The following is a 26,802-nucleotide window of genomic DNA, read 5'->3' on the forward strand; positions in this document are numbered from 1 at the left end:
TTGTTGAGGTTCCTGTGTCGCTGCCACCCCTGGTCGAGCCAGCTGCTGAGCTCACCGTCGACGAGGTCCGCAGGTACTCCCGCCACCTGATCATCCCGGATGTCGGGATGGACGGACAGAAGCGCCTGAAGAACGCCAAGGTGCTGTGTGTCGGCGCCGGCGGCCTCGGCTCGCCGGCCCTGATGTACCTCGCCGCGGCCGGTGTCGGCACGCTCGGCATCGTGGAGTTCGACGAGGTCGACGAGTCGAACCTGCAGCGCCAGATCATCCACAGCCAGGCCGACATCGGCCGCTCCAAGGCCGAGTCCGCCAAGGACTCGGTGCTGGGCATCAACCCGTACGTCAACGTGGTCCTTCACGAAGAGCGGCTCGAAGCCGAGAACGTGATGGAGATCTTCGCGCAGTACGACCTGATCGTGGACGGCACGGACAACTTCGCCACCCGCTATCTCGTCAACGACGCCGCGGTGCTGCTGAACAAGCCGTACGTGTGGGGCTCGATCTACCGCTTCGACGGCCAGGCCTCCGTGTTCTGGTCCGAGCACGGGCCCTGCTACCGCTGCCTCTACCCGGAGCCCCCGCCGCCGGGCATGGTCCCCTCCTGCGCCGAGGGCGGCGTGCTGGGCGTGCTCTGCGCGTCCGTCGGCTCCATCCAGGTCACCGAGGCCATCAAGCTGCTCGCCGGCATCGGCGACCCGCTGGTCGGCCGACTGATGATCTACGACGCCCTGGAGATGCAGTACCGCCAGGTCAAGGTCCGCAAGGACCCCGACTGCGCGGTCTGCGGCGAGAACCCCACCGTCACCGAGCTCATCGACTACGAGGCCTTCTGCGGCGTCGTGTCCGAGGAGGCCCAGGAGGCGGCGCTCGGCTCGACGATCACTCCCAAGCAGCTCAAGGAGTGGATCGACGGCGACGAGAAGATCGAGATCATCGACGTCCGCGAGCCGAACGAGTACGAGATCGTCTCGATCCCCGGCGCCAAGCTGATCCCGAAGAACGAGTTCCTCATGGGCACCGCCCTCCAGGACCTCCCCCAGGACAAGCGCATCGTCCTGCACTGCAAGACGGGCGTCCGCAGCGCCGAGGTCCTCGCGGTCCTCAAGTCCGCGGGCTTCGCCGACGCGGTGCACGTGGGCGGCGGCGTGATCGGCTGGGTCAACCAGATCGAGCCCGAGAAGCCGGTCTACTAGAGCGTTCCGTACGGGCAGGGGCCCGGTCCGCACAGCGCGGACCGGGCCCCTTTTCCCTGCGCGGGTTCCGTCACCCGCAGGTCTTGCCGTCCGCCGGGACCTTCCCGTCCAGGAAGTAGTCGTCGACGGTCGAGGTCACACACGCGTCGGAGTCGTAGGCCCCGTGACCCTCGCCCTTGTTGGTCACCAGGACGCCGACGCCCTTGCCCAGCTCGTCCGCCATCCGCCGCGCCCCCTCGTACGGGGTCGCCGGGTCGCCGGTCGTGCCGACGACCAGGATCGGTCCCGCGCCCGGCGCACTGGTCTCCGGCGTCTCGTGCTCGCCCTCCACGGGCCACTGGGCGCACCAGCCCGCGGTGTCCCAGGCCAGGAACGGGCCGAAGACCGGCGACAGCTCACGGAACTCCGGCAGCAGCGCACGGGCCTCGTCCACGGTGGGGCGTGACGTCGAGTCGGCGCAGGAGATCGCCCGCTGGGAGTGGCTCTGGGTGTCGTAACGGCCCTGCTCGTCACGGCCGTTGTACGAGTCGGCGAGCCGGAGCAGACCGTTGCCCGTGCCGTTGTTCTCCGCCTCGTCGAGGGCGGCGGTCAGGGCGGGCCAGGACGATTCGGAGTACAGCGGGGTGACGATGCCGGTGATGGCGAGCGACTCGCTCAGCTCGCGGCCCGAGTCGGTCGGCAGCGGACTCCGGTCGATCCGGGCCAGCAGCCGGGCGATGCGCTCGGAGCCCTCCTTCGGGTTCTGGCCGCGGTCCTTCAGATAGTTCTCCAGAGCGCGCTGGAAGCCCGTGGTCTGGTTCCGGGCGTGCCCGATCCCGTCGGCGGTCGGGTCGACGGCCGCGTCCAGCACGGTGCGCCCCACCCGGTGCGGGAAGAGGTGCGCGTACGTCCCGCCCAGCTCCGTACCGTAGGAGAAGCCGAAGTAGGACAGCTTCTCGTCGCCCAGGACCTGGCGGATCAGGTCCAGGTCGCGGGCGGCGTTGCCGGTGCCGACGTGCGGCAGGACCGTGCCCGAGCGGCGTTCGCAGCCGGCGCCGTACTCCGCGGCGTCCTCGATGAAGGCCGCCTCCTCCGCCGCCGTGTCCGGAGTCAGGTCGACGTTGCGGTGGGCCTGTTCCTGCTCCTTGTCGGTGCGGCAGCGTACCCCGGAGCTGGCGGCGACCCCGCGCGGATCGAAACTCACCAGGTCGTAGCGGGTGTTGAGCTTCCCGTACGCCCTGGCGGCGCGCGGCAGGGCCTCCACGCCGGACCCGCCGGGCCCGCCGAAGTTGAACAGCAGCGAGCCGAGCCGCCGCCCCTGGTCGCGGGCCTCTTTGCGGATCAGCGCGACGGAGAGCGTCTCCCCGGACGGCTCCGCGTAGTCCAGCGGTACGTCCACCCGCGCGCAACGCCAGGCGGAACCGGGGGTGTTGCCGCCGCGTGGAGCCGTGCAGGGCTTCCAGTCGAGGCGCTGGGAGGTGAGCGCGGAGGGCAGCTCCGGCGTCTCGGGGGAGTCCTTCGGCCCGGTCGGCGTGGGCGCGGCGGAGGCGTCGCCGGGGCGGCCGTCGGCCGGCTGGTCCATAGCCGGCTCCGAGCTCAACAGCCCGCAGCCGGCGAGCAGTCCCGCCGCGAGAAGGGCCGCTCCTGTTGTGACGGCGGCCCGCTGGGCACGACGGTGCGCACTCATGATCCGGCTTCCCTCCCCGGGGCCCGCCGAAGCCGGTGGCGACGCGTCGGGCGGCTGTGGTGTGCGGACATGCTAACGGCCTTGCGCGGTACGGGAGTCGGGGCCCGGTATCAGCCGCAGACGGTGCCGGACCTGGGCACCCGGCCGTTCAACAGATAGCCGTCCACCGTCCGTTGCACACAGGCGTCCTTGCTGTTGTACGCCCCGTGCCCCTCGCCCTTGTACGTGAGCTCGACGCCGACGCCCTTGCCCAGCTTCTCCACCATCGCCTTGGCGCCCGCGTACGGGGTCGCCGGGTCGCCGGTGTTGCCGATGACCAGGATCGGGGCGGCGCCCGGGGCGCTGACGTCCGGGGTCTGCCAGGCGCCCGCGACCGGCCAGCCGGTGCAGCTCATCAGGCCCCAGCCCAGATAGTCCCCGAACAGCGGCGACGCCTTGCGGAACGCGGGCAGCGCCGCCTTCGTCTGTTCCAGCGAGAACCGCTGCTTGCTGTCGGCGCAGTTGATGGCGATGTTGGCGGCGTTGGAGTTGTCGTACCGCCCGTCCTCCGAGCGGCCGTTGAGCGAGTCGGCCAGCGCCAGCAGCAGCCCGCCGTTCTTGCCGTCCGCCTCGTCCAGGCCCTGTTCCAGCAGCGGCCAGGTCTCCTTGGAGTAGAGCGCGGACGCGATGCCGGTGGTCGCGAGCGTCTGTGTCAGTGTCCGGTCGCCGAGCCCGTCGATGGGCTGCTCCTCCAGCTCGGCCAGCAGATCGGCGATGAACTGCTCGACCTCCTGCTGGGTGGCCCCGGGCAGCGCGCAGTCGTCGCGCTCAGCGCAGTCCTTCGTGAAGTTGTCCAGGGCGAGCTGGAAGCCTTCGGCCTGGCCGAGCGAGGACTGCTCGGCGTCCTTCGTGGGGTCGACCACCGCGTCGAAGACCGCCCGGCCGACCTTGTCCGGAAAGAGGTGGGCGTACACGCCGCCCAGCTCGGTGCCGTACGAGATGCCGAAGTAGTGCAGCTTCTCGTCGCCCAGCACCGTGCGCATCAGATCCATGTCACGGGCGGCGTTCGTCGTGCCCACGAAGGGGAGTTCGGGGCCGGAGTTCTCCTCGCAGTCCGCGATGAAGTCCTTCTGCCCCTGGACGAACCGCTTCTCCTCCGCCGCGTCGTCCGGGGTGGAGTCCTCCTGGTAGAAGGCGTCCAGCTGGGCGTCGTCCGCGCACTGGACACCCTCGCTGCGGCCCACCCCGCGCGGATCGAAGCTCACCAGGTCGTAGCGGGTGCGGAGCTTGTCGTACTCGGTGCCGAACGCGGGCAGCGTCGCCACACCGGACGCGCCGGGCCCGCCGAAGTTGAACACCAGCGAGCCGATCCGCCGGTTCTGCTCCTTGGCCTTCGCCCGTACCAGCGCCAGCTCGATCGTGCGGCCGTCCGGCTTCGCGTAATCGAGCGGCACGTCCATGAAGGAGCACTCCCACACCACACCGCCGGGCAGCGGGGACGGCGACTCGCCGCCGCCCTGGGCCGTGTTCGGCGGCGGACAGGGGGACCACTCCAGCTTCTGCGAGGCCAGGTCCTCGGCGGTGGAGGTCGGCGAGGCGGTCGAGGCCCCGGTGGGCGTCGAGGACCCGTCCCCGTCGCCGTCGTCCGAACAGGCGGCCAGTGGCAGCAGCACCGTGGCGGTGGCGGCGAGGGCGGCGGCGCGCAGAGCGGGGGAAGTCCTCATGCCCCCATCGTGCGGCGGGGCGCCGGGGCGCGCGGCCGGGCGCGGTCCATGCGGGTGGCGGCCGGGCCGGTACGGGCGGCCGCCACCGCCCCCGCCCGCCAAGACCCGGCGGCTATCGCTCGCCCGGCCACCGGATGTGCGTACGGCTCACAGCTCGCCCTTGCGGGTCAGCTGATTGAAGGCGATCCACCCCGGCAGCACCGGCAGCCACAGCGTCATCACGCGGTACAGCAGCACCGCCGGCGCCGCGACCTCCTTCGGCAGCCCGACCGCGATCAGGCCCAGCGTCAGGGCGCCCTCGACCGCGCCCATACCGCCCGGCGTCGGGGCGGCCGAGCCGAGCGCGTTCCCGGCGAGGAAGACGACCGCGATGCTCGCGTAGCTCAGCTGCGGCACGTCCGGGCCGCTGAACGCCCGGATCGAGGCGTCCAGGCAGAGCACGAACAGGCCGGTCAGCAGCAGCATGCCGCCGATGCCGGTGAGCAGCTTCTGCGGCCGCTGCACCACATCCAGCATGCGCGGCACGACCCCGGCGAACAGCGAGCGCACCCGGGTCACCACGAACTTCCGCAGGAACGGGATCGCCGTCACCACCAGCACCAGCACCGCGACCGTCAGCAGACCGGCGATCACCGTCCGGGACGGGGTCAGCGAGTCCGGGGTCTTCTCCGTCCCCGTGAGATAGCCGAACAGCGCCAGCAGCATGATGTGGGCCCCGAGCCCGAACAGCTGCGAGGCCCCGACGCTCGCCACCGCCAGACCGGGGCGCACCCCGGCCCGCTGGAGGAAGCGGGTGTTCAGCGCCACGCCCCCGACCGCGGCGGGCGCCACGATCTTCACGAACGACCCGGCCACCTGCGCCTGCACGGTCTTCAGGAACGACACCCGCTCCGGCACGAAGCCCAGCAGGCTCATCGCCGCCGCCACGTAGCTCAGCGCCGAGAAGCCGAGGGCGGCCGCCACCCAGCCCCACTCCGCCTGCTCCACGACCGCGCCGAAGTCGGCCTGGGTGACCTGCGAGATCAGGAAGTACGCGGCGATGGCACCGGCGATGAAGCTGAACAGGGTGCGCGGCTTGATGCGCTCCAGGCGGACCGGCTCGACCGGGGCCTGCGGGCGGATCAGCAGCACCTGGCGGCGGATCTGGGCCAGCAGATCCTCCTCGCGGGCCTCCTCCAGCGCATCGTCCATGGCGCGCTTCTCGGCCTGCTTCTCGGTGCGCAGCGACTTGCGCTCCGCCTTGGGGTCGGTCCTGGGGCCGGTTCCGGCGCCCGCCCCGTCGTCCGTCGCGGGGTCCGCGGCGAGCTCGGCCTTCGCCTGCTTGGCCGCCTGCGAGGCCTCCAGCACCGCCTCCCGCTCGCGCTGCGAACGCTCGCGGGCGATCCGGCGCAGCGTCGCCCGGGTGGACCGGCTCAGCGCGATCGGCTGGAGCAGCGGCAGACAGTCCGCCACCGCGTCCGGCCCGAGCACGGCCAGCGCCCCGGCCACCGACCGCTCGGCACCCACCCGCAGCCCCAGCGTGGTCAGCAGCTGGGCCACGTCCATCCGCAGCACCAGATCGCCGGCGGCGATCTCGCCGCCGCGCAGATCCGTCACGAACGCCCTGCCGGAACGATCCACCAGGAGGGCGTCACCGGTCAGCCTGCGATGCGCGATCCGCCGCGACTGGAGGGCCTTCACCTGACGCCAGGCGCTGCGCACCAGATCGTCGGTGATCTCCTCGTCCTCCATCGAGTCCAGCGACCGGCCGCCGATGTGCTCGTAGACGAGCATCACCGCGTCGGGGCCCAGCTCCGAGGTGGCGATCAGCTTGGGCGCGTTCGCCCCGGCGGCGATGGCCGCGTACGCGAGCAGCGCCTCCTGCTCCAGCGCCTGGCGCAACGACTGGATGGAGCGCCGCTGGGTGATCCCGCGCAGGGTGAGCCGCCGCCAGGCCCGGTAGAAGAACCCCTGCGCCTGCTGTTCCCGGTCGACGACGGTGACGTCCAGCGGCGGGCCGTCCTCCAGGGTGACCAGATAGCGCCGCCCCCGGTCGCCCTGGTCGGCGTTGTCCTTGTCCGGCGCGTCCTCGGTGCGCATCGCCGCGACCGGCCGGAAGCCCACGTGCCGCAGACCGGCCATCAGGTGCTGGCCGGTGGGGCGGACGTTCGGCGAGCCGACCGCGTACAGCGTTCCGTACGCCACCGTCCAGCCGATCAGCACGGTGAGGATGATCGAGAACGGGGTGGTGTACCCGCCGACGAGCATCGCGAACGCGTCGAGCAGCAGCACCACCCACAGCACCACGCGCCAGCGCGGCCGTCGCGCCATGCCGACCGCCGTCATGTACGCGATGACCGGCGCCAGATAGCCGTGCACCGGGTCGGTGAGCCCGCCGGCCGTCTGCGGCTGGGTCAGCGCGTCCTGGATCGTGCCGGGAGCGGTCCGCGACACCCAGAGGTCGGTGGCGAGCGTCACCCCGTGGGCGAGCACGGCGGCGAGCACCCCGTCCGCGATCCGCAGCCCGTCGCGTTTGATCAGGCGTTCGATGGCGAAGGCGACCGGCACCAGCAGCACGGCGATGCTGGACACCAGACCGGCGATCTTGATCAGCAGATCGGGCGCCTGCTCGGTGCCCTTGGAGATGTCGTCCTCGAGACCGGTGGTGGTGCCCTGGGCGAACGCGGCGATCGAGAACAGGATCGCGATCGCGAGCACCCCGATGAGCAGCCGCATCAGGTCGGAGGGGCGGTGCACCCGGGCGGGGAGCAGCGGTTCGTCGCCGGAGACGCGGTCGGTCAGGGCGGCCTCGGCGGAGGCGAGCGTCGAGCCCGCCAGATGTCCGGTGGTGGACGCCGTGGGGCCGTCGGCGCGGGGGGCTCCGGAGGACTCGGGACCGCCCTGCGGGCGCTCCCCGGCATCGGAGGCGTCCGCCGCCTTCGGTGGCTGCACGCCCTGCTCCTTCGTCGCCTCTGGTTCGTCTTCGTGTTCTGGTATCACCGGTCACCGCCCGCATGATGGTGGCACGGCCCGTAGACAGAGGAGGGCATCAGGGTGCATTGCACGGGCGCGGGAAGCGCAACATACGCTCCTTTGCACCCGCGCGCACGCTGTGTGCCCGGACGGACACCGATTCGGCCGGGCTGTCGGTGGCGTACGGCAGGATGGGGCGGATGAGCCAGGACCAGACGGACGGGGGCGGCCCCGGCACCGCCCCGGCCGGCGGCGAGCTGCCGGAATACGCGGAGCTGCCGGAGTACGCGGAACGCGTCCTCGACGTGGCCGATCTCATCCCGCCCGGCCGGGTGATGACGTATGGCGACATCGCGGAGTGGCTGGGCGAGGGAGGACCACGCCAGGTCGGCCGGGTCATGGCGCTGTACGGATCGGCCGTGCCGTGGTGGCGCGTCGTCCGCGCCGACGGGACGCTGCTGCCCGCCCACGAGCTGCGGGCCCTGGACCACTACCGCGCGGAGGGCACCCCGCTGCGCGAGGCGTCGCGCCAGGCGGAGGGGCACATCCCGCGGCTCGACATGCGGCGCGCCCGCTGGGACGGCGGGGGCGGACAGGGCGGTCCCGGCGGGCACCCGAGTGGCGCCGAGGGCGGTCCGGGTGGCTCCGGTGGTCCGGCCGGTCCTGGCGGTCCGGGCGATCCCGGTGGTCCGGGCGAGAAAGCTCACACCTGACAGCTTCCGCCATCGGCCCGCGGAGGCGGCGCCCCGACGCGGCAGCGCACGTGACGAGGGACGCAGCGCGACCGCCGCCTCCCGCGCCGTCGCTGGCGTAGCGTCGTCATCGCGCGGCACGCTCCGCCCCTTCCTCTTCCCCGTCTGCACCGACTTCCCCGTCTGCACCGACCCTGATCCTCTTCACCCGTACACCCACGCACACCCACGCACATCCACAGGACCGGCGATCCACGTGAGTTCCTCCTCCACCCGGCACAGTCCGCACCGTGAGTCACGGCCGCGGACCACGGGTGCGTACCGGCTGGTGCGCACTCCGCCGGGTTCGGTGGATCCTCCTCTGCTGGACGCAGGCCAGCGCGCGGTGGTTGACCACCCGGGCGGCCCGCTGCTGGTCCTCGCCGGACCCGGCACCGGCAAGACCACCACCCTCGTCGAATCCGTCGCCGCGCGGGTGAACCGGGGCGCCGACCCGGCCCGCATCCTCGTCCTCACCTTCAGCCGCAAGGCCGCCGTCGAACTGCGGGACCGGATGGCCGCCCGCCTCGGCGCGGCCCGGGGGCCGCAGGCCACCACCTTCCACTCGTACTGCTACGCCCTGGTCCGGGCCCACCAGGACGCCGATCTGTTCGCCGATCCGCTGCGGCTGCTGTCCGGGCCCGAGCAGGACGTCACCGTCCGCGAGCTGCTCGCGGGCCAGCTCGACCTGGAGAAGGAGGGCCTGGCCCATGTCCGCTGGCCGGACGAGCTGCGGTCCTGCCTGACCACCCGCGGCTTCGCCGACGAGGTGCGCGCGGTGCTGGCCCGCAGCCGCGAACTGGGCCTCGGCCCGGACGCGCTGGCCGCCTTCGCCCGCCGCACCGGCCGGCCCGACTGGAGCGCGGCGGCCCAGTTCCTCGCCGAGTACCTCGACATCCTCGACGCCCAAGGCGTCCTGGACTACGCGGAGCTGGTGCACCGCGCGGTCCTGCTCGCCGAGCGCCCGGAGGTGGCGGCGGAGCTGGCCGAGCGCTACGACGCGGTGTACGTCGACGAGTACCAGGACACCGACCCCGCCCAGGTACGCCTGCTGCACGCGCTGGCCGGAAACCGGGGGCGCGGCGAGGACCCGAGCGGCGGGCGCACGCTGATCGCCTTCGGCGACCCCGACCAGTCGATCTACACCTTCCGGGGCGCCGACGTGAACGGCATCCTCGACTTCCCGGACACCTTCCGCCGGGCGGACGGGAGCCCCGCGCCCGTGGGCGTCCTCACCACCTCCCGCCGCTCCGGGGCCGGGCTGTTGGCGGCGACCCGGCTGCTCACCCGCCGGATGCCGCTGACCCGGCTGCCCGGCGACACGGTCCGCGCCCACCGCGAACTGCACGCCGCCCGGGACGGCGGCCGCGTCGAGACGTACACCTACCCGACCGCGTCCACGGAGCTGGAGAACATCGCGGACCTGCTGCGCCGCGCCCACCTGGAGGACGGGGTGCCGTGGCAGGAGATGGCCGTGCTGGTACGGGCCGGAGGCCGCTCGCTGCCCGCCGTCCGCCGCGCCCTCACCTCCGCCGGCGTCCCCCTGGAGGTCGACGGCGACGACCTGCCGCTGCGCCACGAACCGGCCGTCGCCCCGCTGCTGACGGCCCTGCGGACGGTGGCGACGGCGGCACTGCACCACCGCCCGGCCGAAGCGGAAGCCCAAGCGGAAGCCGAAGCCGAAGCGGAAGCGGAGGATCGGCCGGAGGGCGGGCCCGCCTCCTGGCTCGACACCGAGACCGCCCTCACCCTCCTCACCTCCCCGCTCGGCGCCATGGACGCCGCCGACCTGCGCCGCCTCGGCCGGGCCCTGCGCGACGAGGAGCGCGCCGCCGGAATCCGGGTCCCCGCGCCCTCCGACGAGCTGCTGGCCCGCGCGCTGGCCGAGCCCGAGCGGCTCGTCACGCACGATCCGGCGTACGCCCACGGAGCGCAGCGCCTCGGCGCGCTCCTGCGGAAGTCCCGCGAGCTCCTCGAAGGCGGCGGCACCGCCGAGGAGGCCTTGTGGATCCTGTGGAACGGCACGCCCTGGCCCGGCAGGCTGGGGCGGGCCGCGCTGCGCGGCGGGGCGGGCGGGCGCAACGCCGACCGCGATCTCGACGCGGTGTGCGCCCTGTTCGACACGGCCGCCCGCGCCGAGGAGCGCACCGGCGGGCGCGGGGCCCTCAACTTCCTCGAGGAGGTCGACGCCCAGGACATCGCCGCCGACACCCTCTCCCGGCGGACCGCCCGCCCCGACGCCGTACGCCTGATGACCGCCCACCGGTCCAAGGGCCTGGAGTGGCGGCTCGTCGTGGTCGCCGGGGTCCAGGAGGGCGTCTGGCCCGACCTGCGCCGCCGGGGCTCGCTCCTGGAGGCGGACCGGATCGGCCGCGACGGACTCGCCGAACCCCTCTCGCCCGGCGCCCTCCTCGCCGAGGAACGCCGGCTCTTCTACGTCGCCGCCACCCGCGCCCGCGAACGCCTGGTCGTCACCGCCGTGAAGGCCCCCGCCGACGACGGCGACCAGCCCTCCCGCTTCCTCACCGAGCTGGGCGTCGAACCCCGCGACGTCACCGGTCGCCCGCGCCGCCCGCTCGCCGTCGCCGCGCTCGTCGCCGAACTGCGCGCCACCACGGTCGACCCGGCCGCCTCCGCCGCGCTGCGCGAGGCCGCCGCCCACCGCCTCGCCCGGCTCGCCGCGCTCACCGACGACGAGGGGCAGCCGCTGGTGCCGGCGGCCCATCCGTACCGCTGGTGGGGTCTGGAGGAGCCGACCCGATCCGCCGTCCCGCTGCGCGACCGCGACCAGCCCGTCACCCTCTCCGGCAGCGCGCTGGACCAGCTCGCCAACACCTGCGCCCTCCAGTGGTTCCTGGGCCGCGAGGTGAAGGCCGACGCCCCGGCCACCGCCGCCCAGGGGTTCGGCAACGTCGTCCACGTACTCGCCGACGAGGTCGCCTCCAGCCGTACGCCCGCCGACCTCGACGTCCTCATGGAGCGCCTGGACTCCGTCTGGAACGGCCTCGCCTTCGACGCCCCCTGGAAGTCCGAGCAGGAGAAGGACCAGGCCCGCGCCGCCCTGGAACGCTTCCTGCACTGGCACGTCCTGGACCGGGGCGGCCGCACCCCCACCGCGAGCGAGCACGATTTCGACGTGACCCTGGAGGCGGGCGAGTACGCCGTCCGCATCCGGGGCTCCATGGACCGGGTCGAACAGGACGCCGAGGGCCGGGCGTACGTCGTCGACTTCAAGACCGGCAAGGGCGCGCCCACCAAGGACGAGGTCGCCGCCCACCCCCAGCTCGCCGTCTACCAGCTCGCCGTCCGGGAGGGCGCGGTCGACGAGGTCTTCGACGGAAAGCGCCCCGAGCCGGGCGGCGCCGAACTGGTCCAGCTCCGTCAGCCCGCCCCCAAGAAGGAGGGCGGCGACGCCTTTCCCAAGGTCCAGGCGCAGGAACCGCTGGCCGGGGAGTGGGTCTCCGACCTGCTCGCGACGGCCGCCGGAAAGGTCCTGGACGAACGCTTCACGCCCACCACCGGCACGCACTGCGCCCACTGCGCCTTCCGGGCCTCGTGCAGCGCACAGCCGGAGGGGCGGCAGGTGGTGGAGTAGCCGTCGCATCCGGTTCGTGCCGGGTTGTCAGTGGCTCCGGTTACCGTTTCTCACGTGTCCTCACGCATCACCGATCCCGAGCAGCTCAAGGAGCTCCTCGGGATTCCCTTCACCCCGGAGCAGACGGCCTGCATCATCGCGCCGCCCGCCCCGCAGGTGATCGTGGCCGGAGCCGGGTCGGGCAAGACCACGGTGATGGCCGCCCGCGTGGTCTGGCTGGTGGGCACCGGACAGGTCGCGCCCGAGCAGGTCCTCGGCCTCACCTTCACCAACAAGGCGGCGGGCGAGCTGGCCGAGCGCGTCCGCAAGGCGCTGATCGCCGCCGGGGTCACCGACCCCGACGTCATCGACCCGGACAACCCCCCGGGCGAACCCACCATCTCCACGTACCACGCGTTCGCCGGCCGCCTCCTCACCGAGCACGGCCTGCGCATCGGCCTGGAGCCGACCACCCGCCTCCTCGCCGACGCCACCCGCTACCAGCTCGCCGCGAAGGTGCTGCGCGAGGCCCCGGGCCCCTATCCGGCGCTCACCCGCTCCTTCCCGACCCTCGTCAGCGACCTCCTGGCGCTCGACGGAGAGCTGTCCGAACACCTCGTACGCCCCGAAGCGCTGGACGCGTACGACACCGAGCTGCTGCGGGAGCTGGCCACCGCCAAGCTCAGCAACGCGGACCTGCGCAAGATCCCCGAGACCGCCGAGGCCCGCCGCTCCCTCCTCGGCCTCACCGAGCGCTACCGCTCCGCCAAGCGCGGCCGGGACCTCATGGACTTCGGCGACCAGATCGCCCTCTCCGCCGAGCTGGCCCTCACCCGGCCGGAGGTCGGGAGGATCCTGCGCGAGGAATTCCGGGTCGTCCTCCTCGACGAGTACCAGGACACGTCGGTGGCCCAGCGGCTGCTGCTCTCGGCGCTGTTCGGCAGCGGTACGGACCTGGGGGCGGTGGGCCACGCGGTGACCGCCGTGGGCGACCCCTGCCAGGCGATCTACGGCTGGCGCGGCGCGTCCGTCGCCAACCTCGACGACTTCCCCGAGCACTTCCCGCACGCCGACGGCACCCCCGCCACCCGCTACAGCCTCAGCGAGAACCGCCGCAGCGGCGGCCGCCTCCTCCAGCTCGCCAACGGGCTGGCCGAACCGCTGCGCGCGATGCACGAGGGCGTCGAGGCGCTGCGCCCCGCCCCGGGCGCCGAGCGGGACGGCCTGGTCCGCTGCGCCCTGCTGAACACGCACACCGAGGAGATCGACTGGCTCGCCGACTCCCTCGCCCACCTCGTCCGCACCGGCACCCCGCCCGGCGAGATCGCCGTCCTGTGCCGCACCGCAGGGGACTTCCCCGAGATCCAGGCGGCCCTGGTCGCCCGCGACATCCCGGTCGAGGTCGTCGGCCTCGCCGGGCTGCTGCACCTGCCCGAGGTGGCCGACCTGGTCGCTGTCTGCGAAGTCCTCCAGGACCCCGGGGCCAACGCCTCGCTGGTCCGCCTCCTCACCGGACCGCGCTGGCGCATCGGCCCCCGCGACCTCGCGCTCCTGGGCCGCCGCGCCCGCCTCCTCGTGCACCGGGCGGGCCACGCGGACGACGCCGACGCGGACCAGCGGCTCGCGGACGCCGTCGAGGGCACGGACCCGGCCGAGGTGATATCGCTCGCGGACGCGCTGGACACCTTCCTGGTCGCGGGGGACGAGGGCGACGACGGGCTGCCGTTCTCCGCCGAGGCCCGCGTCCGCTTCGCCCGCCTCGCCCGGGAGCTGCGCGACCTGCGCCGCTCGCTCGCCGACCCCCTGATGGACGTCCTGCACCGGGTCCTGGCCACCACCGGCCTGGAGGTCGAGCTGTCGGCGTCGCCGCAGGCGCTGGCCGCCCGCCGCCGCGAGACCCTCGCCAACTTCCTGGACATAGCGGCCCGGTTCGCCTCGCTGGACGGCGAGGCGTCGCTGCTCGCCTTCCTCGGCTTCCTGCGGACCGCCGCGCAGTACGAGAAGGGCCTCGACAACGCGCTGCCCGGCGGCGAGAACACCGTCAAGGTCCTCACCGCCCACAAGTCCAAGGGCCTGGAGTGGGACGTCGTCGCCGTGCCCGGACTGGTCACCGGCCAGTTCCCCAGCGGCCAGTCCCGGGACGCCTGGACCGCCCAGGCCAAGGTGCTCCCGCACGCCCTGCGCGGCGACGCGGCGACGCTCCCGGCCGTCGACAGCTTCGACGCCAAGGGGCTGAAGGCGTTCAAGGAGGAGATGAAGGAGCACCAGCACACGGAGGAACTGCGCCTCGGCTACGTCACCTTCACCCGCCCCCGCTCCCTCCTCCTCGGCTCCGGCCACTGGTGGGGCCCGTCCCAGAAGAGGACGCGCGGCCCGTCCGCCTTCCTGGACGCGTTGTACGAGCACTGCGCCGCGGGCCACGGCGAGATCGAGGCCTGGGCGGACGAGCCCGCCGAGGACGAGGAGAACCCGGCCCTCGCGGAGCGCGACGCCGACCTGGCCTGGCCGCTCCCGCTCGACGCCGACGCCCTCGCCCGCCGCCGCGCCGCCCGCGACACGGTGCTGGCCCACCTGGAGCGCCTGGCCGCCCAGGGGGACGAGCGGCCACCGGCGTACGCCCCCGAACCCGACCGCGTACCGGCGCACGACCCCTGGGACGACGAGCCACCGATCGACGAGCCACCGGCCGACGAGGAGTGGGACTGGGACGCGCTGCCGACCGAGCGCCCCGTGGGCGAGGCGGAGGCCGAACCGGACACGGCCCGCGAGCCCGCCCCGGAGCCCGTACGGGAGGCGGCACCGCAGCCCGCACGGCAGCCCGCACCGGAGCCCGCGAGCGCATCCGCACCGCACATCCCGGCCGCACGTCACCCGCAGGAGGACCCGGCCGGGCGGCTCACCCCCGAGGAGGCCCGCACCCTCGCCTCCTGGGACCGGGACCTGGACGCGTTGGCGGGGGAGCTGCGCCGCGCCCGCGCCACCGTGCGCGAGGTCCACATCCCCGCCTCGCTCTCCGCCACCCAGCTGCTGCGGCTGGCCGAGGACCCCGACGCCTTCGCCCAGGAGCTGGCCCGGCCCATGCCCCGCCCGCCCGGCGCCGCCGCCCGCCGGGGTACCCGCTTCCACGCCTGGGTCGAGTCGCGCTACGAGGAACTGCCGCTGCCCATGCTCGGCCCCGACGAGCTGCCCGGAGGCGACGAGAGCGACGCGGAGATCGCCGACGAGCGGGACCTCGCCGAGCTGAAGGAGGCGTTCGAGCGCACCGCGTACGCCCGGCGCACGCCGTATCGGGTCGAAACCCCGTTCCAGATCACCCTGGCGGGCCGGGTGATCCGGGGCCGGATCGACGCGGTGTACCGCACGGGCGACACCTACGAGATCGTCGACTGGAAGACCACCCGCCACCGTACCGCCGACCCGCTCCAGCTCGCCGTCTACCGCCTCGCCTGGGCCGAGCTGCACGATCTGCCGCTCGACGCCGTCACCGCCACCTTCCTCTACGTACGCAGCGGCGAGACCGTCCATCCGCGGGGGCTGCCCGGCCGGGCCGAGCTGGAGCGGATCCTGCTGGACGAGCCCGCCCCCGAGGGCGGATAGGCTCAAGAGCATGAGCGAGACCCCGGACAGCGCCGTCCGTACGTACACCGAACAGCACCGTGCAGCCTTCCTCGACGACCTCGCCGAGTGGCTGCGCATCCCGTCCGTATCCGCGCAGCCGGAGCACGACGGGGACGTACGGCGCAGTGCCGAGTGGCTGAGCGCCAAGCTCGTGGAGACCGGCTTCCCGGTCGCCGAGATCTGGGAGACCCCCGGCGCCCCCGCGGTCTTCGCCGAGTGGCCCAGCGAGGACCCCGGCGCCCCGACGGTCCTGGTCTACGGCCACCACGACGTGCAGCCCGCCGCCCGCGAGGACGGCTGGGCGACCGACCCGTTCGAGCCGGTGATCCGGGGCGGCCGGATGTACGGACGCGGTGCGGCCGACGACAAGGGCCAGGTGTTCTTCCACACCCTCGGGGTCCGCGCCCACCTCGCCGCGACCGGCCGCACGACGCCCGCCGTCAACCTCAAGCTGCTGATCGAGGGCGAGGAGGAGTCCGGCTCGCCGAACTTCCGCGCCCTGGCCGAGCGGCACGCCGACCGGCTCGCCGCCGACGCGGTGATCGTCTCCGACACCGGCATGTGGGACGAGGACACCCCGACCGTCTGCACCGGCATGCGCGGCCTCGCCGAGTGCGAGATCCAGCTGTACGGGCCCGCCCAGGACATCCACTCCGGATCGTTCGGCGGCGCCGTCCCCAACCCCGCCACCGAGATCGCCCGTCTGGTCGCCGCCCTGCACGACGCGGACGGCAAGGTGGCGATCCCCGGCTTCTACGACGGGGTCACCGACCTCACCGACACCGAGCGGGCCCTCTTCGCCGAGCTGCCCTTCGACGAGGCCACCTGGCTGCGCACCGCGAAGTCGGGCGCCGCGTCCGGCGAGGCCGGATACTCCACGCTGGAGCGCGTCTGGGCCCGCCCCACCGCCGAGGTCAACGGCATCGGCGGCGGCTACCAGGGCGCCGGCAGCAAGACGATCATCCCCGCCTCCGCCCTGGTGAAGATCAGCTTCCGGCTGGTCGACGGCCAGGACCCCGACCGCGTACAGGAGGCCGTGCGGGCCTGGGCCGAGTCCCGCATCCCGGCGGGCGTCCGGCACCGGATCACCTTCCAGCCCGCCACCCGCCCCTGCCTGACCCCGCTGGACCACCCCGCCCTCCAGGCCGTGGCCCGCGCGATGGGCCGGGCCTTCGGGAAGAAGATCCTCTTCACCCGCGAAGGAGGCTCGGGCCCCGCCGCCGACCTCAGGGACGTGCTCGGCGCCCCGGTCCTCTTCCTCGGCATCTCCGTACCCTCCGACGGCTGGCACGCCCCCGACGAGAAGGTCGAGCTGGACCTGCTGCTGAAGGGCGTGGAGACGACCGCGTACCTGTGGGGCGAGATGGCCACGGCACTCTGAGTCCTCTGCACACCGAGTCCTCTGCACATCTCCACGAACCTGTGCACACCCGATCCACCCAGGGGGAGTAGGAAGCACCTGTGAGCACCTTCGACAACGCCACCGCAGACCGCCCGATCGGCCTCACCGCGCCGAGCGGCATCGACCGCGCGGCACACCACCGCCTCGACGAGGCGTGGCTGGCCGTGGCGTGGAGCCACCCGACGACCCGCGTCTTCGTCGTCTCCGGCGGCCAGGTGCTGATCGACGACACCCCCGACGGGGGCACCGAGATCGTCATGACCCCGGCCTTCGAGGCCCCGGTCACCGAGACCCACCGGTACTTCCTCGGCACCGACGAGAACGGCGTCAGCTACTTCGCGCTCCAGAAGGACTCGCTGCCCGGCCGCATGGACCAGTCGGCCCGGCCCGCCGGACTCCGCGAAGCGGGCCTGCTCCTCGGCCCCCGCGACGCGGGCCTGATGGTGCACGCCGTCGCCCTGGAGAACTGGCAGCGCCTGCACCGCTTCTGTTCCCGCTGCGGCGAGCGCACCGTCATCGCGGCGGCCGGCCACATCCGCCGCTGCCAGGCCTGCGGGGCCGAGCACTACCCGCGTACCGACCCGGCGGTCATCATGCTGGTCACCGACGACCAGGACCGGGCCCTGCTGGGCCGCCAGGTGCACTGGCCGGAGGGCCGCTTCTCCACGCTCGCCGGATTCGTCGAGCCGGGGGAGTCCATCGAGCAGTCCGTGGCCCGTGAAGTCTACGAGGAGGCCGGGATCACCGTCGGCGAGGTCGAGTACATCGCCAGCCAGCCGTGGCCCTTCCCCTCCAGCCTGATGCTCGGCTTCATGGCGCGGGCGACCTCCTTCGACATCAACGTCGACGGCGAGGAGATCGAGGAGGCCCGCTGGTTCTCCCGCGAGGACCTCACCGCCGCCTTCGAGTCCGGCGAGGTCATGCCCCCGTTCGGCATCTCGATCGCGGCCCGCCTGATCGAGCTCTGGTACGGCAAGCCGCTCCCGAGGCCGGGCGCCGTGAAGCGGACCGCCTGAGGTCCGCACCCCCGGACACACGACTGCCCCCGGCGGTGCCGGGGGCAGTGGTACGCGCGACAGGCAGTCGTTCCATCGGCCGGATCAGGCGGCGAGCGCCTGCTTCACCTGGGCGAGAGACGGGTTCGTCATGACCGACTCGGTGCCCGAGGGGGCCACGATCAGCAGCGTCGGGACCGTTTGGTTTCCGCCATTCGCCTTCTCGACGAACGCGGCCGACTCCGGGTCGTGCTCGATGTTGACCTCGTTGTACGCGATGCCCTCGCGGTCCATCTGGCTCTTCAGCCGACGGCAGTAGCCGCACCAGGTGGTGCTGTACATCGTCACAGTGCCCGCCATGTCGCTGGCGCTCCTTCGTCTCGTCCGTCCGCTGCGCGGCCGGCAGCGTCACTCGCGGTCCGGCCGCTCACCGCAGCGCTCCCGCAAGGTTAAAGAACGTACGGGAGGCGGCCACCATTCCCGCGGCGCCGGTGCGGGCCCCGGTGGCCGGGGCCCGCACGGCCCGCCCGGTACGACGAATACCTCACCCCTGTGGACAACCGCCGCATCCGCCCCCTGGGACCTGGCAGCATGGCGGGGTGACAGCAGCAACGCACTCCACTCTCTTCCCCCAGGTTCCCGAGACCCCGGACGCCGTGCTCGACGGGCTCGACCCCGAGCAGCGCGAGGTGGCTCTCGCCCTGCACGGACCGGTGTGCGTGCTGGCCGGAGCCGGTACGGGCAAGACCCGCGCGATCACCCACCGCATCGCGTACGGAGTGCGGGCGGGCATCCTCCAGCCCGCCACCGTGCTCGCCGTCACCTTCACCAACCGGGCCGCCGGAGAGATGCGCGGCCGCCTCCGGCAGCTCGGCGCGACCGGCGTCCAGGCGCGGACCTTCCACTCCGCCGCCCTCCGGCAGCTCCAGTACTTCTGGCCGAAAGCAGTCGGTGGCGAGCTGCCCCGGCTGCTGGAGCGGAAGGTGCAGCTGGTCGCCGAGGCCGCCGCCCGCTGCCAGCTCCGGCTCGACCGCAACGAACTGCGGGACGTCACCAGCGAGATCGAGTGGGCCAAGGTCACCCAGACCGTGCCCGCCGACTATCCGGCCGCCGTCGCCAAGACCCAGCGGGACGCCCCGCGCGACCCGGCGGAGCTCTCCCAGATCTACTCCATGTACGAGCAGCTCAAGCGCGATCGCTCGGTGATCGACTTCGAGGACGTGCTGCTGCTCACCGTCGGCATCCTCCAGGACCGCGGCGACATCGCCGAGCATGTGCGCGGCCAGTACCAGCACTTCGTCGTCGACGAGTACCAGGACGTGAGCCCGCTCCAGCAGCGGCTGCTCGACCTCTGGGTCGGCGACCGGGAAGACCTCTGCGTCGTCGGCGACGCCAGCCAGACGATCTACTCCTTCACCGGGGCCACCCCCGACCACCTGCTGAACTTCCGCACCCGCCACCCCGGCGCGACGGTGGTCAAGCTGGTGCGCGACTACCGCTCCACCCCGCAGGTCGTCCACCTCGCCAACGGCCTGCTGAGCCACGCCCACGGCAAGGCCGCCGACCACCGCCTGGAGCTGGTCTCCCAGCGCGACAAGGGCCCCGAGCCGGTCTACGCGGAGTATTCCGACGAGCCCACCGAGGCCGAGGGCACCGCCCGGCGCATCCGCGACCTCATCGCCGCGGGCGTGCCGGCCGGCGAGATCGCCGTGCTCTACCGCGTCAACTCCCAGTCCGAGGTCTACGAGCAGGCCCTGGCGGACGCCGGAGTGCCCTACCAGCTGCGCGGCGCCGAGCGGTTCTTCGAGCGGGCCGAGGTCCGCGAGGCGGGCACCGCCCTGCGCGGCGCGGCCCGTGCCGGGCGCAACGACTCCCTGCTCGACGGCGCCGAGGACCTGGCCTCCCAGGTGCGGGCGGTGCTCTCCACCAAGGGCTGGACCACCCGGCCGCCCGCCGGATCGGGGGCCGTGCGCGACCGCTGGGAGTCGCTGGCCGCGCTGGTGCGCCTCGCGGAGGACTTCGAGACGGCGAAGCCCGGGGCGAGCCTGACCGACCTGGTCCGTGAGCTGGACGAGCGGGCGGCCGCCCAGCACGCCCCGACGGTCCAGGGGGTGACCCTGGCGTCGCTGCACTCGGCGAAGGGCCTGGAGTGGGACGCGGTGTTCCTGGTCGGCCTGACCGAGGGCATGATGCCGATCGCCTACGCCAAGACCGACGAGCAGGTCGAGGAGGAACGGCGCCTGATGTACGTCGGGATCACCCGCGCCCGCGTCCACCTCTCGCTCTCCTGGGCACTGTCCCGGTCACCGGGCGGCCGGGCGAGCCGACGGCCGACCCGCTTCCTGAACGGACTGCGGCCGGGCTCGGCGGCCTCGGGCGCGCGCGGCGGAGCGGGCGGCGGCGGAGGCATCGACCGGGGCACCGGCCGTGCCGCCGCCGAGGAGCGGACCCCGGCCGTCGCACGGAAGCCCAGGAGCCCGGTGCGCTGCCGGGTCTGCGGACGGACGCTCACCGACGCGGGCGAGATGAAGCTGATGCGCTGCGAGGAGTGCCCCTCGGACATGGACGAGGCGCTGTACGAGCGGCTGTACGACTGGCGTGCCGCCCAGGCGGCCCTGCTGGGCCAGCCGGACTTCTGCGTCTTCACCGAGAAGACCCTCATGGCGATCGCCGAGACCGTGCCGTCCACCGAGGGCGAGCTCGTCGTCATCGCCGGCGTCGGCAACCGGAAGTTGAGCCGCTTCGGCGCCGACGTTCTGGCCATCTGCGCAGGTGAGACGGTTGATGGCGAGCCCGAGGAGGGCGTCGACGAGACCTGAGAAAAACTCGTCCAGAAAATAGTTTGCGCCCGCCCCAGTCGTCACCATAGGTTCTTAACCACGGGAACAGCGACTTCTCTGAAGCCCTGATTCCGTGCTGTACTTATCCGAATACGCAGGACCGGTCCCGGCCGGTCCCCCTGAGACGCCGAGAGGAGGCGATTGAAGTGATCAGCATCATCGAAACCCAGAAAATGACCGATCTCTCGGTCGTCTCCGCCTGCTCGCTCGGCCTCACCCGCTCCTCGGCTGCCTCGCTCCGTGCCACCGGTCTGTCCGGCATTTCTGCCGCCCGTCCGCTGTCCCTGACGAGCCTCCCCGTGACGCGGGAGCGCAATGAGCGACCGATCGAGGCACCGGCGGCAGCAGTAGCGAAGGCAGCGCAGGCTCAGGCCTATGCCTTTGCGGCAGCCGGTGCCGGAGTCACGAAGCAGACGCAGCACCACCACACGATGTGGGCCTTCCGTGGGCCTGAACCCTGGAGTGATCCAGCCTGATCCAGCATCAGGCCGGCGCCTTCAGGGCCGCGGAACCCCACTCGGGATCCGCGGCCCTTTTGTTTTGTCCGAACGGACGAGACGGAACGAAGGAGCCTCGGGACAAGCAGGACCTGGTACCAGAAGCCGCCAACCGGCCAACAGGCCGGCACGACCAGACGAGGACACCACCCACCGTGCACATCGAAACGCACGCCCCGTCAGTACCGCTTTCCACCCCGATCTCGCCGCCCGGCTCCACGGAGGACTCCACCTTGACCCCGCTCACCACGCTCACCGCGCTCGACGACGCCATCGAGAACCTCGGCGTACCCGTCCCGTGTCGCTCCTACGACCCGGAGGTCTTCTTCGCCGAGTCGCCCGCCGACGTCGAGTACGCCAAGTCCCTCTGCCGTACCTGCCCGCTCGTCGAGGCCTGCCTCGCCGGGGCGAAGGACCGCCGCGAGCCGTGGGGTGTCTGGGGCGGCGAGCTCTTCGTCCAGGGTGTCGTCGTGGCCCGCAAGCGTCCGCGTGGCCGTCCGCGCAAGAACCCGGTCGCAGCGTGACCGCGACCTGTGGGGTCCCCGCCCCCACACGCGGACTGCGCCTCGGAACGATCGACCGCCCCTACACACATGACCCCCGGAATCAGGCACCAATGATCACCCCCACGAAGGAGCCCGTCGGCTCCGCAACCCCCGACGTCACCATCATCGGCGCGAACGACTCGCGTCAGAACAGGACCCGCGAAATGCAACTCATCCCAGAAGCCCTGGCTCGTGCACATATGCACGACCGCCTGCGGGAGGCCCAGGGGGACCGCCAGTCGGTCCGCCTGATCACCGCCCGCCGGATGCAGCGCCGGGCGGAGCGCGCCTCGCTGCGCGCCCGCCGCGCGCTGGCCATGGCGGTCATGCACTGACCGTGCAGCCTTCACCCCACCGCGGGGCCGTCCGGACACGGACGGCCCCGCGGTGCGTTGTGCCGTCGCTCGTTCGGTCACGGGGATATCGTCAGGAGGTGGACGAGGAGACCCATCCCCCCGAACAACCCGCCGAGGGACGCGTGGTGTGCGCCCGCTGCGGCACCGCCGCCGAAGGCGACAGCGCCCCTCCTACCTGGCTCTGTTCCGTGGAGGACGGACGCCGCCTCCACTTCTGCGAGGGCTGCGCAGCCTCCACATCCGCGCGATCGAGAGCCGCCTCGACTCACTCTGGTGGTGACCGTCTGACGGCTTGGAGACCTGAAGGCCTGGAAGACCTGACGGCCTGACAGCCCGGCCCCGCTCTACGCCTGGACGGTCTCGCCCTCCGGCTCCGGCTCGCCCTTCTCCTCGGCGTACTCCGTGCTTTCTGCGTTCTCGGCGCTCTCCGCCTCCGTGTCCAGCGCCTCCGCGTCCTCCGCGAGGAACCCCGGCAGCCACGTTTCGAGCTCCTCGCGCAGCCGGACCGTCGCGCCGAGCTGGCACAGCACCCCGATCGTGCTGAGCGTCACCCGGTGTATCAGGACGTAGGACGGGGGGAGGTTCAGCTGCCTGCCGAGCTGATGGGCGGGGGAGCGCGGATCGGCTATCCGGGCCGCCTGTTCACGGATCCAGCCCCGGCCGAAGGTGAACTCCTCCACCTGTGTGGGCTCGATGATCGGGAGCAGATAGTCGAGCACCTCGTCCGGGTCCAGGTCGATCGACTCCTTGACGAACCCCTCCTGGCGCAGCATCGCGTACACCCCCGCCGCATCGCCCTCCAGCGTCAGCCGCAAGGAGTCGCCGATGTTGCGCGGCAGCCCGCCCGGAAGCCGGTCCACCGTGCCGAAGTCCAGCACCCCCAGCCGCCACGAGCCGGCCGCGCCGCCTTCCTCCTCCGGCAGCAGCCGGAAGTTGCCCGGGTGCGGGTCGGCGTGCAGCAGCCCGGTGCGCGCCGGACCGGAGAAGAGGAAGCGGGCCAGCAACTGCCCGGCGCGGTCCCGCTGTTCCGGTGTGCCGTCCGCGATGATCTCGGACAGCGGGATCCCGTCGATCCACTCCGTCACCAGCACCTGATCGGACTGGTGCACCACCTGAGGGATCACCACATCCGGGTCGTCCGCGAACTCCGCCGCGTGCTCCCGCTGCGCCTGAGCCTCCAGCTCGTAGTCCAGCTCCTCCGACACCCGGTCGCGCAGTTCCTTGATCAGCGGCTTGACGTCCACCCCCGGGACCAGCGGGCCGAGGAGCCGGGCGAAACGGCTGAGTTGGGTGAGGTCGGAGAGCAGCGCCTCGCCCGCGCCGGGATACTGCACTTTCACCGCGACCTCACGGCCGTCGTGCCACACCGCCCGGTGCACCTGACCGATCGAGGCGGCAGCGGCCGGGGTGTCCTCGAACTCCAAAAAGTAGTCGCGCCAGTCCTCCCCGATCCGTTCGGCGAGCACCCCGTGGACCGTACGCGCGGGCAGCGGCGGCGCGGCCTCCTGGAGCTTGGTCAGCGCGGCCCGGTAGGGGCCGGCGACCTCCTCGGGCAGGGCCGACTCGAAGACGGAGAGGGCCTGGCCCAGCTTCATGGCCCCGCCCTTCAGCTCGCCCAGGGTCTTGAACAGCTGGTCCGCCGTGCGCTGCTGCACCTCTCGGGCGACCAGCTCGGCCGACTTCCCGCCGATCCGCTTGCCCAGCCCCCACGTGGCACGGCCGGCGAAGCCGAGCGGAAGCGCGGCCAGCTTGGCCGTACGCGTAACCGCCTTCCGGGGAAGATCAGACATGTGCCCCTCCAGTTCCCAGACTGCCGTGCCGCTCGGGCCTGAAGGTGTCACTCCGGCGACGGCGGTCACCTCGCCATTGTGTCTTGTGCCGGAACACCACCGGAGGCCCGTTCCCTCGTAGCGCCCCCGGCCGCCCCGCAGGAACAGTCCGCATGCGGGCCGATCGGCTCGGAACGCCAGTCCAGCAGCGGTAGAGCGGCCTCCCAGCGCGCACCGGTACTTGTCGGGAGGTCCCCGTCCAGAAACGCCAGGGCGTGCGCCGCGGCGAGACCGGCGACCGCCGTCGCGAGCCCCAGATCGCATGCGGGCACCGCTCCCCGCCGCCCGGAACGCCACTGCGCCAGCATCCGGGGCCACTGCGGATCCCGGTCCGCACGGTGCAGTTCCAGGCAGCCCGCGCAGCCGGTGCCCCCGGGCAGGACGAGAGGCCCGACCACCCCCGTGGCCTCGATCACCCCCGCATAGAGATGAGGAGTGCCCGACGCGATCCAGGGACCGGCCGTGTCCACGACCGGCGCGTACACCGCGAGGCCGTCCCGGGGAGCGACGACGATCAGCGACAGGCCGGGCGGCTGTCCGGCGCTCCCCGCCGGGCCGGCCCCTGACACCTCAGCCCCCGCCCGGTCGGCTCCCGCCAGGTCGGCCGCCTTCCCGGCCGCCTTCCCGTCCGTACTTGCGCGCCGGGGAGCGGGCCCGGGTGCGGACCGGCGGACGAGCCGGCGGGCCGCCACGTCGCGCCGTTCTCCCACGGCTGCCGGAGGCAGGCTCCCGGGCGCCACGTCCCAGGGCTCGGCCCGGCCCCCGTCGAGCACCTCCACCTGACCCACCCCCGCACCGGACAGTACCGAGGCGATGGACGCCCCGACCCGACCCGCTCCCCGCACCTGGACCCGCATCGCCCGCCGGGCGGCCATCCTGCGCAGTCCGCTTCCCGGTTCGGGACGGACGACCGACAGTGAGGCCACATCGGGACGCTGGCGGTCCATCACTTCGGCGCGTCGGCGCAGCGCGTCGGCTCCCGGACCGGCCGACCTCGGGTCGTCGAGGAGTCCGGCCTCCGCCAATCGGCCGAGCAGCACGTCCACATGATGTTCCGACAGGTCCAGCGCGCGGGCCTCCTCACGCAGCAGCGGCAGACCACGCGTGCCGTCGAGCAGCTCCAGAAAGCTGCCCGTGGCGATGTCCACCGGACCCAGCGTCACGGCGTGCGCGGGTGTCACACCGAACTGCACGGTGTTCCGTCCGCGCCAGGCGCGACGCAGTGCGGGCTTCAGCATCGGATACATGACCTCTCCCCCCGAGCGGAGTCGCGAGCACGGGTGCGCTCGCAGACCGGTGATCCGCGGAGCTCTTTCCGCAGGACCTCCGCCAGAATGCGGGCCCGCGCCGAACCGTGCGCGGAGTTGTCCACAGGCACAGACTGTTAATCGTGCAATCCGCGGATCGCTGCGGATGGCTGCGGATCACCGTGGATCACCGCGGATAGCCGCGGAACCGTCCCCGGGGACGGGACTTCTCCCGTGGACAGCGGGTAACGTCGTGGCGTGCCCGCCGACCCGTCGTCCGGCCTCGCCGGGGAGATCCCCGCGCGCAGCACCGGAAGCCATCAGCGCAGCGCGGAGGCCCGCCCGCCCCGCGCTTCGGCGACGAGCGCCGTCGAGGTCCGCAGGAGCACCCGCCGCAGGAAGTCGGTCTCCGCCTACCGGGAGGGCGACCGCACGATCGTGCTCATCCCCGCCCGGATGTCGGAGGCGGAGGAGCGGCGCTGGGTGGGGGTGATGCTCGACAAGCTCGCCGCCCAGGAGAGCAAGCGGGTCCTGGGCGACACCGACCTCGAGGAGCGAGCCGTACGGCTGTCCGGCCAGTATTTCGACGGTCGCGCCCGCCCCGTCTCGGTGCGCTGGGTGACCAACCAGAACACCCGCTGGGGCTCGTGCACCCCGGCCGAGGGCAGCATCAGACTTTCGCACCGACTGCAGGGCATGCCGGAGTACGTCGTCGACTACGTGCTCCTCCACGAGCTGGCGCATCTGCTCGTTCCCGGACACGGTCCGGGCTTCTGGCGGCTGCTGGAGGCGTACCCGCGGACCGAGCGCGCCCGTGGGTATCTGGAGGGCGTGGTGGCGGCCGAACAGCTGCCCCACCTGCCCGCCGCCCGCGAGGAGTGACCGGGCCCGGCCGCGTTCGCCGATTCTGTACCGGGTGTGTACCGGCTTGGTCCGATGTCCTTGTTTGCGGTTAGCCTGACGCGACGCATTTACCTTCGGGATGGGGGACGGTCGTTACGCATGGCCAGGGAATTCCAACGCGGCCACAAGGCCAAGATCAGTGATCTCACGCCAGGGACGGATCTGTACGTAGGCGTGCAGATCGCAGCCCCGGGGCTGACCTTCGACATCAGCTGCTTCGGTCTCGACGCCAACGAGCAGCTCTCCGACGACCGGTACTTCATCTTCTTCAATCAGCCGAAATCGCCTGAGGAGTCCATCCAGCTCCTCGGTGCGCAGTCCGGTGACACCGAGTCGTTCCGCGTCACGCTCGACCGCATTCCGGCGGCCATCCAGAAGCTCTCCTTCACCGCGACGCTCGACGGCGCCGGGCAGATGTCCCAGATCGGTCCGGGGTACATCCGGATCGTCGCGGGCGGCGAGGAAGTGGTGAGGTACGCCTTCACCGGGTCGGAGTTCACCACCGAGCGCGCGGTGATGCTCGGCGACTTCTATCTGAAGGACGTCTGGCGCTTCGCCGCCGTCGGCCAGGGCTTCGACGGCGGTCTCGACGCGCTCCTGAAGAACTTCGGCGGCGAGGTCGCCGAGGAAGAGCCGCCGCCCGCCGCACCCGCCGCCGTCCCGGGCTTCGCCCCGCCGGCCCAGGCCGCCGCGCCCCCGGCCTTCGGTGCCCCGCCCGCACCCCAGGCCCCGCAGCCCGCACCGTCCTTCG

General features: G+C 72.7%; 18 protein-coding genes and 1 pseudogene. 13 read left to right on the forward strand and 6 right to left on the reverse strand.

From position 1 onward, the window contains the following. Positions 1-14 precede the first annotated feature (14 nt). Positions 15-1,193, forward strand: coding sequence for an adenylyltransferase/sulfurtransferase MoeZ (gene moeZ / locus G3I54_RS12765; protein ID WP_164614158.1), 1,179 nt, complete (start codon positions 15-17; stop codon positions 1,191-1,193). A gap of 70 nt (positions 1,194-1,263) precedes the next feature. On the opposite strand, the gene G3I54_RS12770 is transcribed toward moeZ, so the two are convergent. The 3 genes from G3I54_RS12770 to G3I54_RS12780 all read right to left on the reverse strand — a co-directional run bounded on the left by G3I54_RS12770 (position 1,264) and on the right by G3I54_RS12780 (position 7,493). Next, positions 1,264-2,859 (reverse strand): alpha/beta hydrolase, encoded by a 1,596-nt coding sequence (locus tag G3I54_RS12770; RefSeq protein ID WP_164614160.1) that lies wholly within the window; start codon positions 2,857-2,859, stop codon positions 1,264-1,266. 110 nt (positions 2,860-2,969) lie between these two features. Further along, positions 2,970-4,562 (reverse strand): alpha/beta hydrolase, encoded by a 1,593-nt coding sequence (locus G3I54_RS12775; protein ID WP_164614163.1) that lies wholly within the window; start codon positions 4,560-4,562, stop codon positions 2,970-2,972. A gap of 147 nt (positions 4,563-4,709) precedes the next feature. Further along, entirely contained in the window at positions 4,710-7,493 is a 2,784-nt protein-coding gene (locus G3I54_RS12780) for a lysylphosphatidylglycerol synthase transmembrane domain-containing protein (protein WP_164614164.1), read from the reverse strand. Between the two features lie 221 nt (positions 7,494-7,714). Here G3I54_RS12780 and G3I54_RS12785 point away from each other — a divergent pair, with 221 nt between their 5' ends. The 5 genes from G3I54_RS12785 (at position 7,715) to nudC (ending at position 17,855) form a co-directional block, all read left to right on the forward strand. Then, positions 7,715-8,227 (forward strand): MGMT family protein, encoded by a 513-nt coding sequence (locus G3I54_RS12785; RefSeq protein ID WP_164614166.1) that lies wholly within the window; start codon positions 7,715-7,717, stop codon positions 8,225-8,227. Between the two features lie 235 nt (positions 8,228-8,462). Beyond that, the gene (locus G3I54_RS12790; protein WP_164614168.1) at positions 8,463-11,840 is read left to right on the forward strand and encodes an ATP-dependent DNA helicase; all 3,378 of its coding nucleotides are present in this window, start codon (positions 8,463-8,465) and stop codon (positions 11,838-11,840) included. 54 nt (positions 11,841-11,894) lie between these two features. Beyond that, positions 11,895-15,416 carry a UvrD-helicase domain-containing protein gene (locus tag G3I54_RS12795; RefSeq protein ID WP_164614170.1) on the forward strand — a complete coding sequence of 1,174 codons (3,522 nt, stop codon included), beginning with the start codon at positions 11,895-11,897 and terminating at the stop codon, positions 15,414-15,416. Between the two features lie 10 nt (positions 15,417-15,426). Then, positions 15,427-16,818, forward strand: a complete 1,392-nt coding sequence (locus G3I54_RS12800; RefSeq protein WP_164614173.1) for a dipeptidase — start codon at positions 15,427-15,429, stop codon at positions 16,816-16,818. 80 nt (positions 16,819-16,898) lie between these two features. Continuing rightward, complete coding sequence (gene nudC / locus G3I54_RS12805; RefSeq protein WP_164614175.1) at positions 16,899-17,855, forward strand: NAD(+) diphosphatase; 957 nt, start codon at positions 16,899-16,901, stop codon at positions 17,853-17,855. A gap of 84 nt (positions 17,856-17,939) precedes the next feature. Here nudC and G3I54_RS12810 read toward each other — a convergent pair whose 3' ends face one another. Next, positions 17,940-18,194 (reverse strand): glutaredoxin domain-containing protein, encoded by a 255-nt coding sequence (locus G3I54_RS12810; RefSeq protein ID WP_006127421.1) that lies wholly within the window; start codon positions 18,192-18,194, stop codon positions 17,940-17,942. Positions 18,195-18,433: 239 nt separating this feature from the next. Between G3I54_RS12810 and G3I54_RS12815 the strand changes: the two genes are divergently transcribed. The 5 genes and pseudogenes from G3I54_RS12815 (at position 18,434) to G3I54_RS39445 (ending at position 22,352) form a co-directional block, all read left to right on the forward strand. After that, entirely contained in the window at positions 18,434-20,653 is a 2,220-nt protein-coding gene (locus tag G3I54_RS12815; RefSeq protein WP_164614177.1) for an ATP-dependent DNA helicase UvrD2, read from the forward strand. A gap of 167 nt (positions 20,654-20,820) precedes the next feature. Further along, positions 20,821-21,150: a hypothetical protein gene (locus G3I54_RS12820; RefSeq protein ID WP_164614179.1), complete on the forward strand. Its 330-nt coding sequence runs from the start codon at positions 20,821-20,823 to the stop codon at positions 21,148-21,150. Between the two features lie 176 nt (positions 21,151-21,326). After that, the gene (locus tag G3I54_RS12825; RefSeq protein WP_006127424.1) at positions 21,327-21,695 is read left to right on the forward strand and encodes a WhiB family transcriptional regulator; all 369 of its coding nucleotides are present in this window, start codon (positions 21,327-21,329) and stop codon (positions 21,693-21,695) included. Then, on the forward strand, positions 21,692-22,051 hold the full coding sequence (locus tag G3I54_RS12830; protein WP_343240325.1) for a hypothetical protein: 360 nt from the start codon (positions 21,692-21,694) through the stop codon (positions 22,049-22,051). Before G3I54_RS12825 ends, G3I54_RS12830 begins: the two co-directional genes overlap by 4 nt. Positions 22,052-22,149: 98 nt before the next feature. Continuing rightward, positions 22,150-22,352 (forward strand): annotated as a pseudogene (locus G3I54_RS39445) (hypothetical protein). A 64-nt stretch (positions 22,353-22,416) separates the two neighbouring features. Here the strand turns inward: G3I54_RS39445 and G3I54_RS12840 are convergent. After that, entirely contained in the window at positions 22,417-23,862 is a 1,446-nt protein-coding gene (locus tag G3I54_RS12840) for an AarF/UbiB family protein (RefSeq protein ID WP_164614180.1), read from the reverse strand. A gap of 65 nt (positions 23,863-23,927) precedes the next feature. Next, positions 23,928-25,148, reverse strand: a complete 1,221-nt coding sequence (locus tag G3I54_RS12845; protein WP_164614183.1) for a ThiF family adenylyltransferase — start codon at positions 25,146-25,148, stop codon at positions 23,928-23,930. A gap of 258 nt (positions 25,149-25,406) precedes the next feature. On the opposite strand from G3I54_RS12845, the gene G3I54_RS12850 reads away from it, so the two are divergent. Both G3I54_RS12850 and G3I54_RS12855 read left to right on the forward strand, forming a co-directional pair. Next, positions 25,407-26,030 carry a M48 family metallopeptidase gene (locus tag G3I54_RS12850; protein ID WP_164614185.1) on the forward strand — a complete coding sequence of 208 codons (624 nt, stop codon included), beginning with the start codon at positions 25,407-25,409 and terminating at the stop codon, positions 26,028-26,030. Positions 26,031-26,150: 120 nt separating this feature from the next. Continuing rightward, on the forward strand, positions 26,151-26,802 hold a 652-nt coding region (locus tag G3I54_RS12855), incomplete at its 3' end, for a TerD family protein (protein WP_164614187.1).

This window comes from Streptomyces sp. SID14515, assembly GCF_010548505.1.
Lineage (GTDB): Bacteria > Actinomycetota > Actinomycetes > Streptomycetales > Streptomycetaceae > Streptomyces > Streptomyces caviscabies.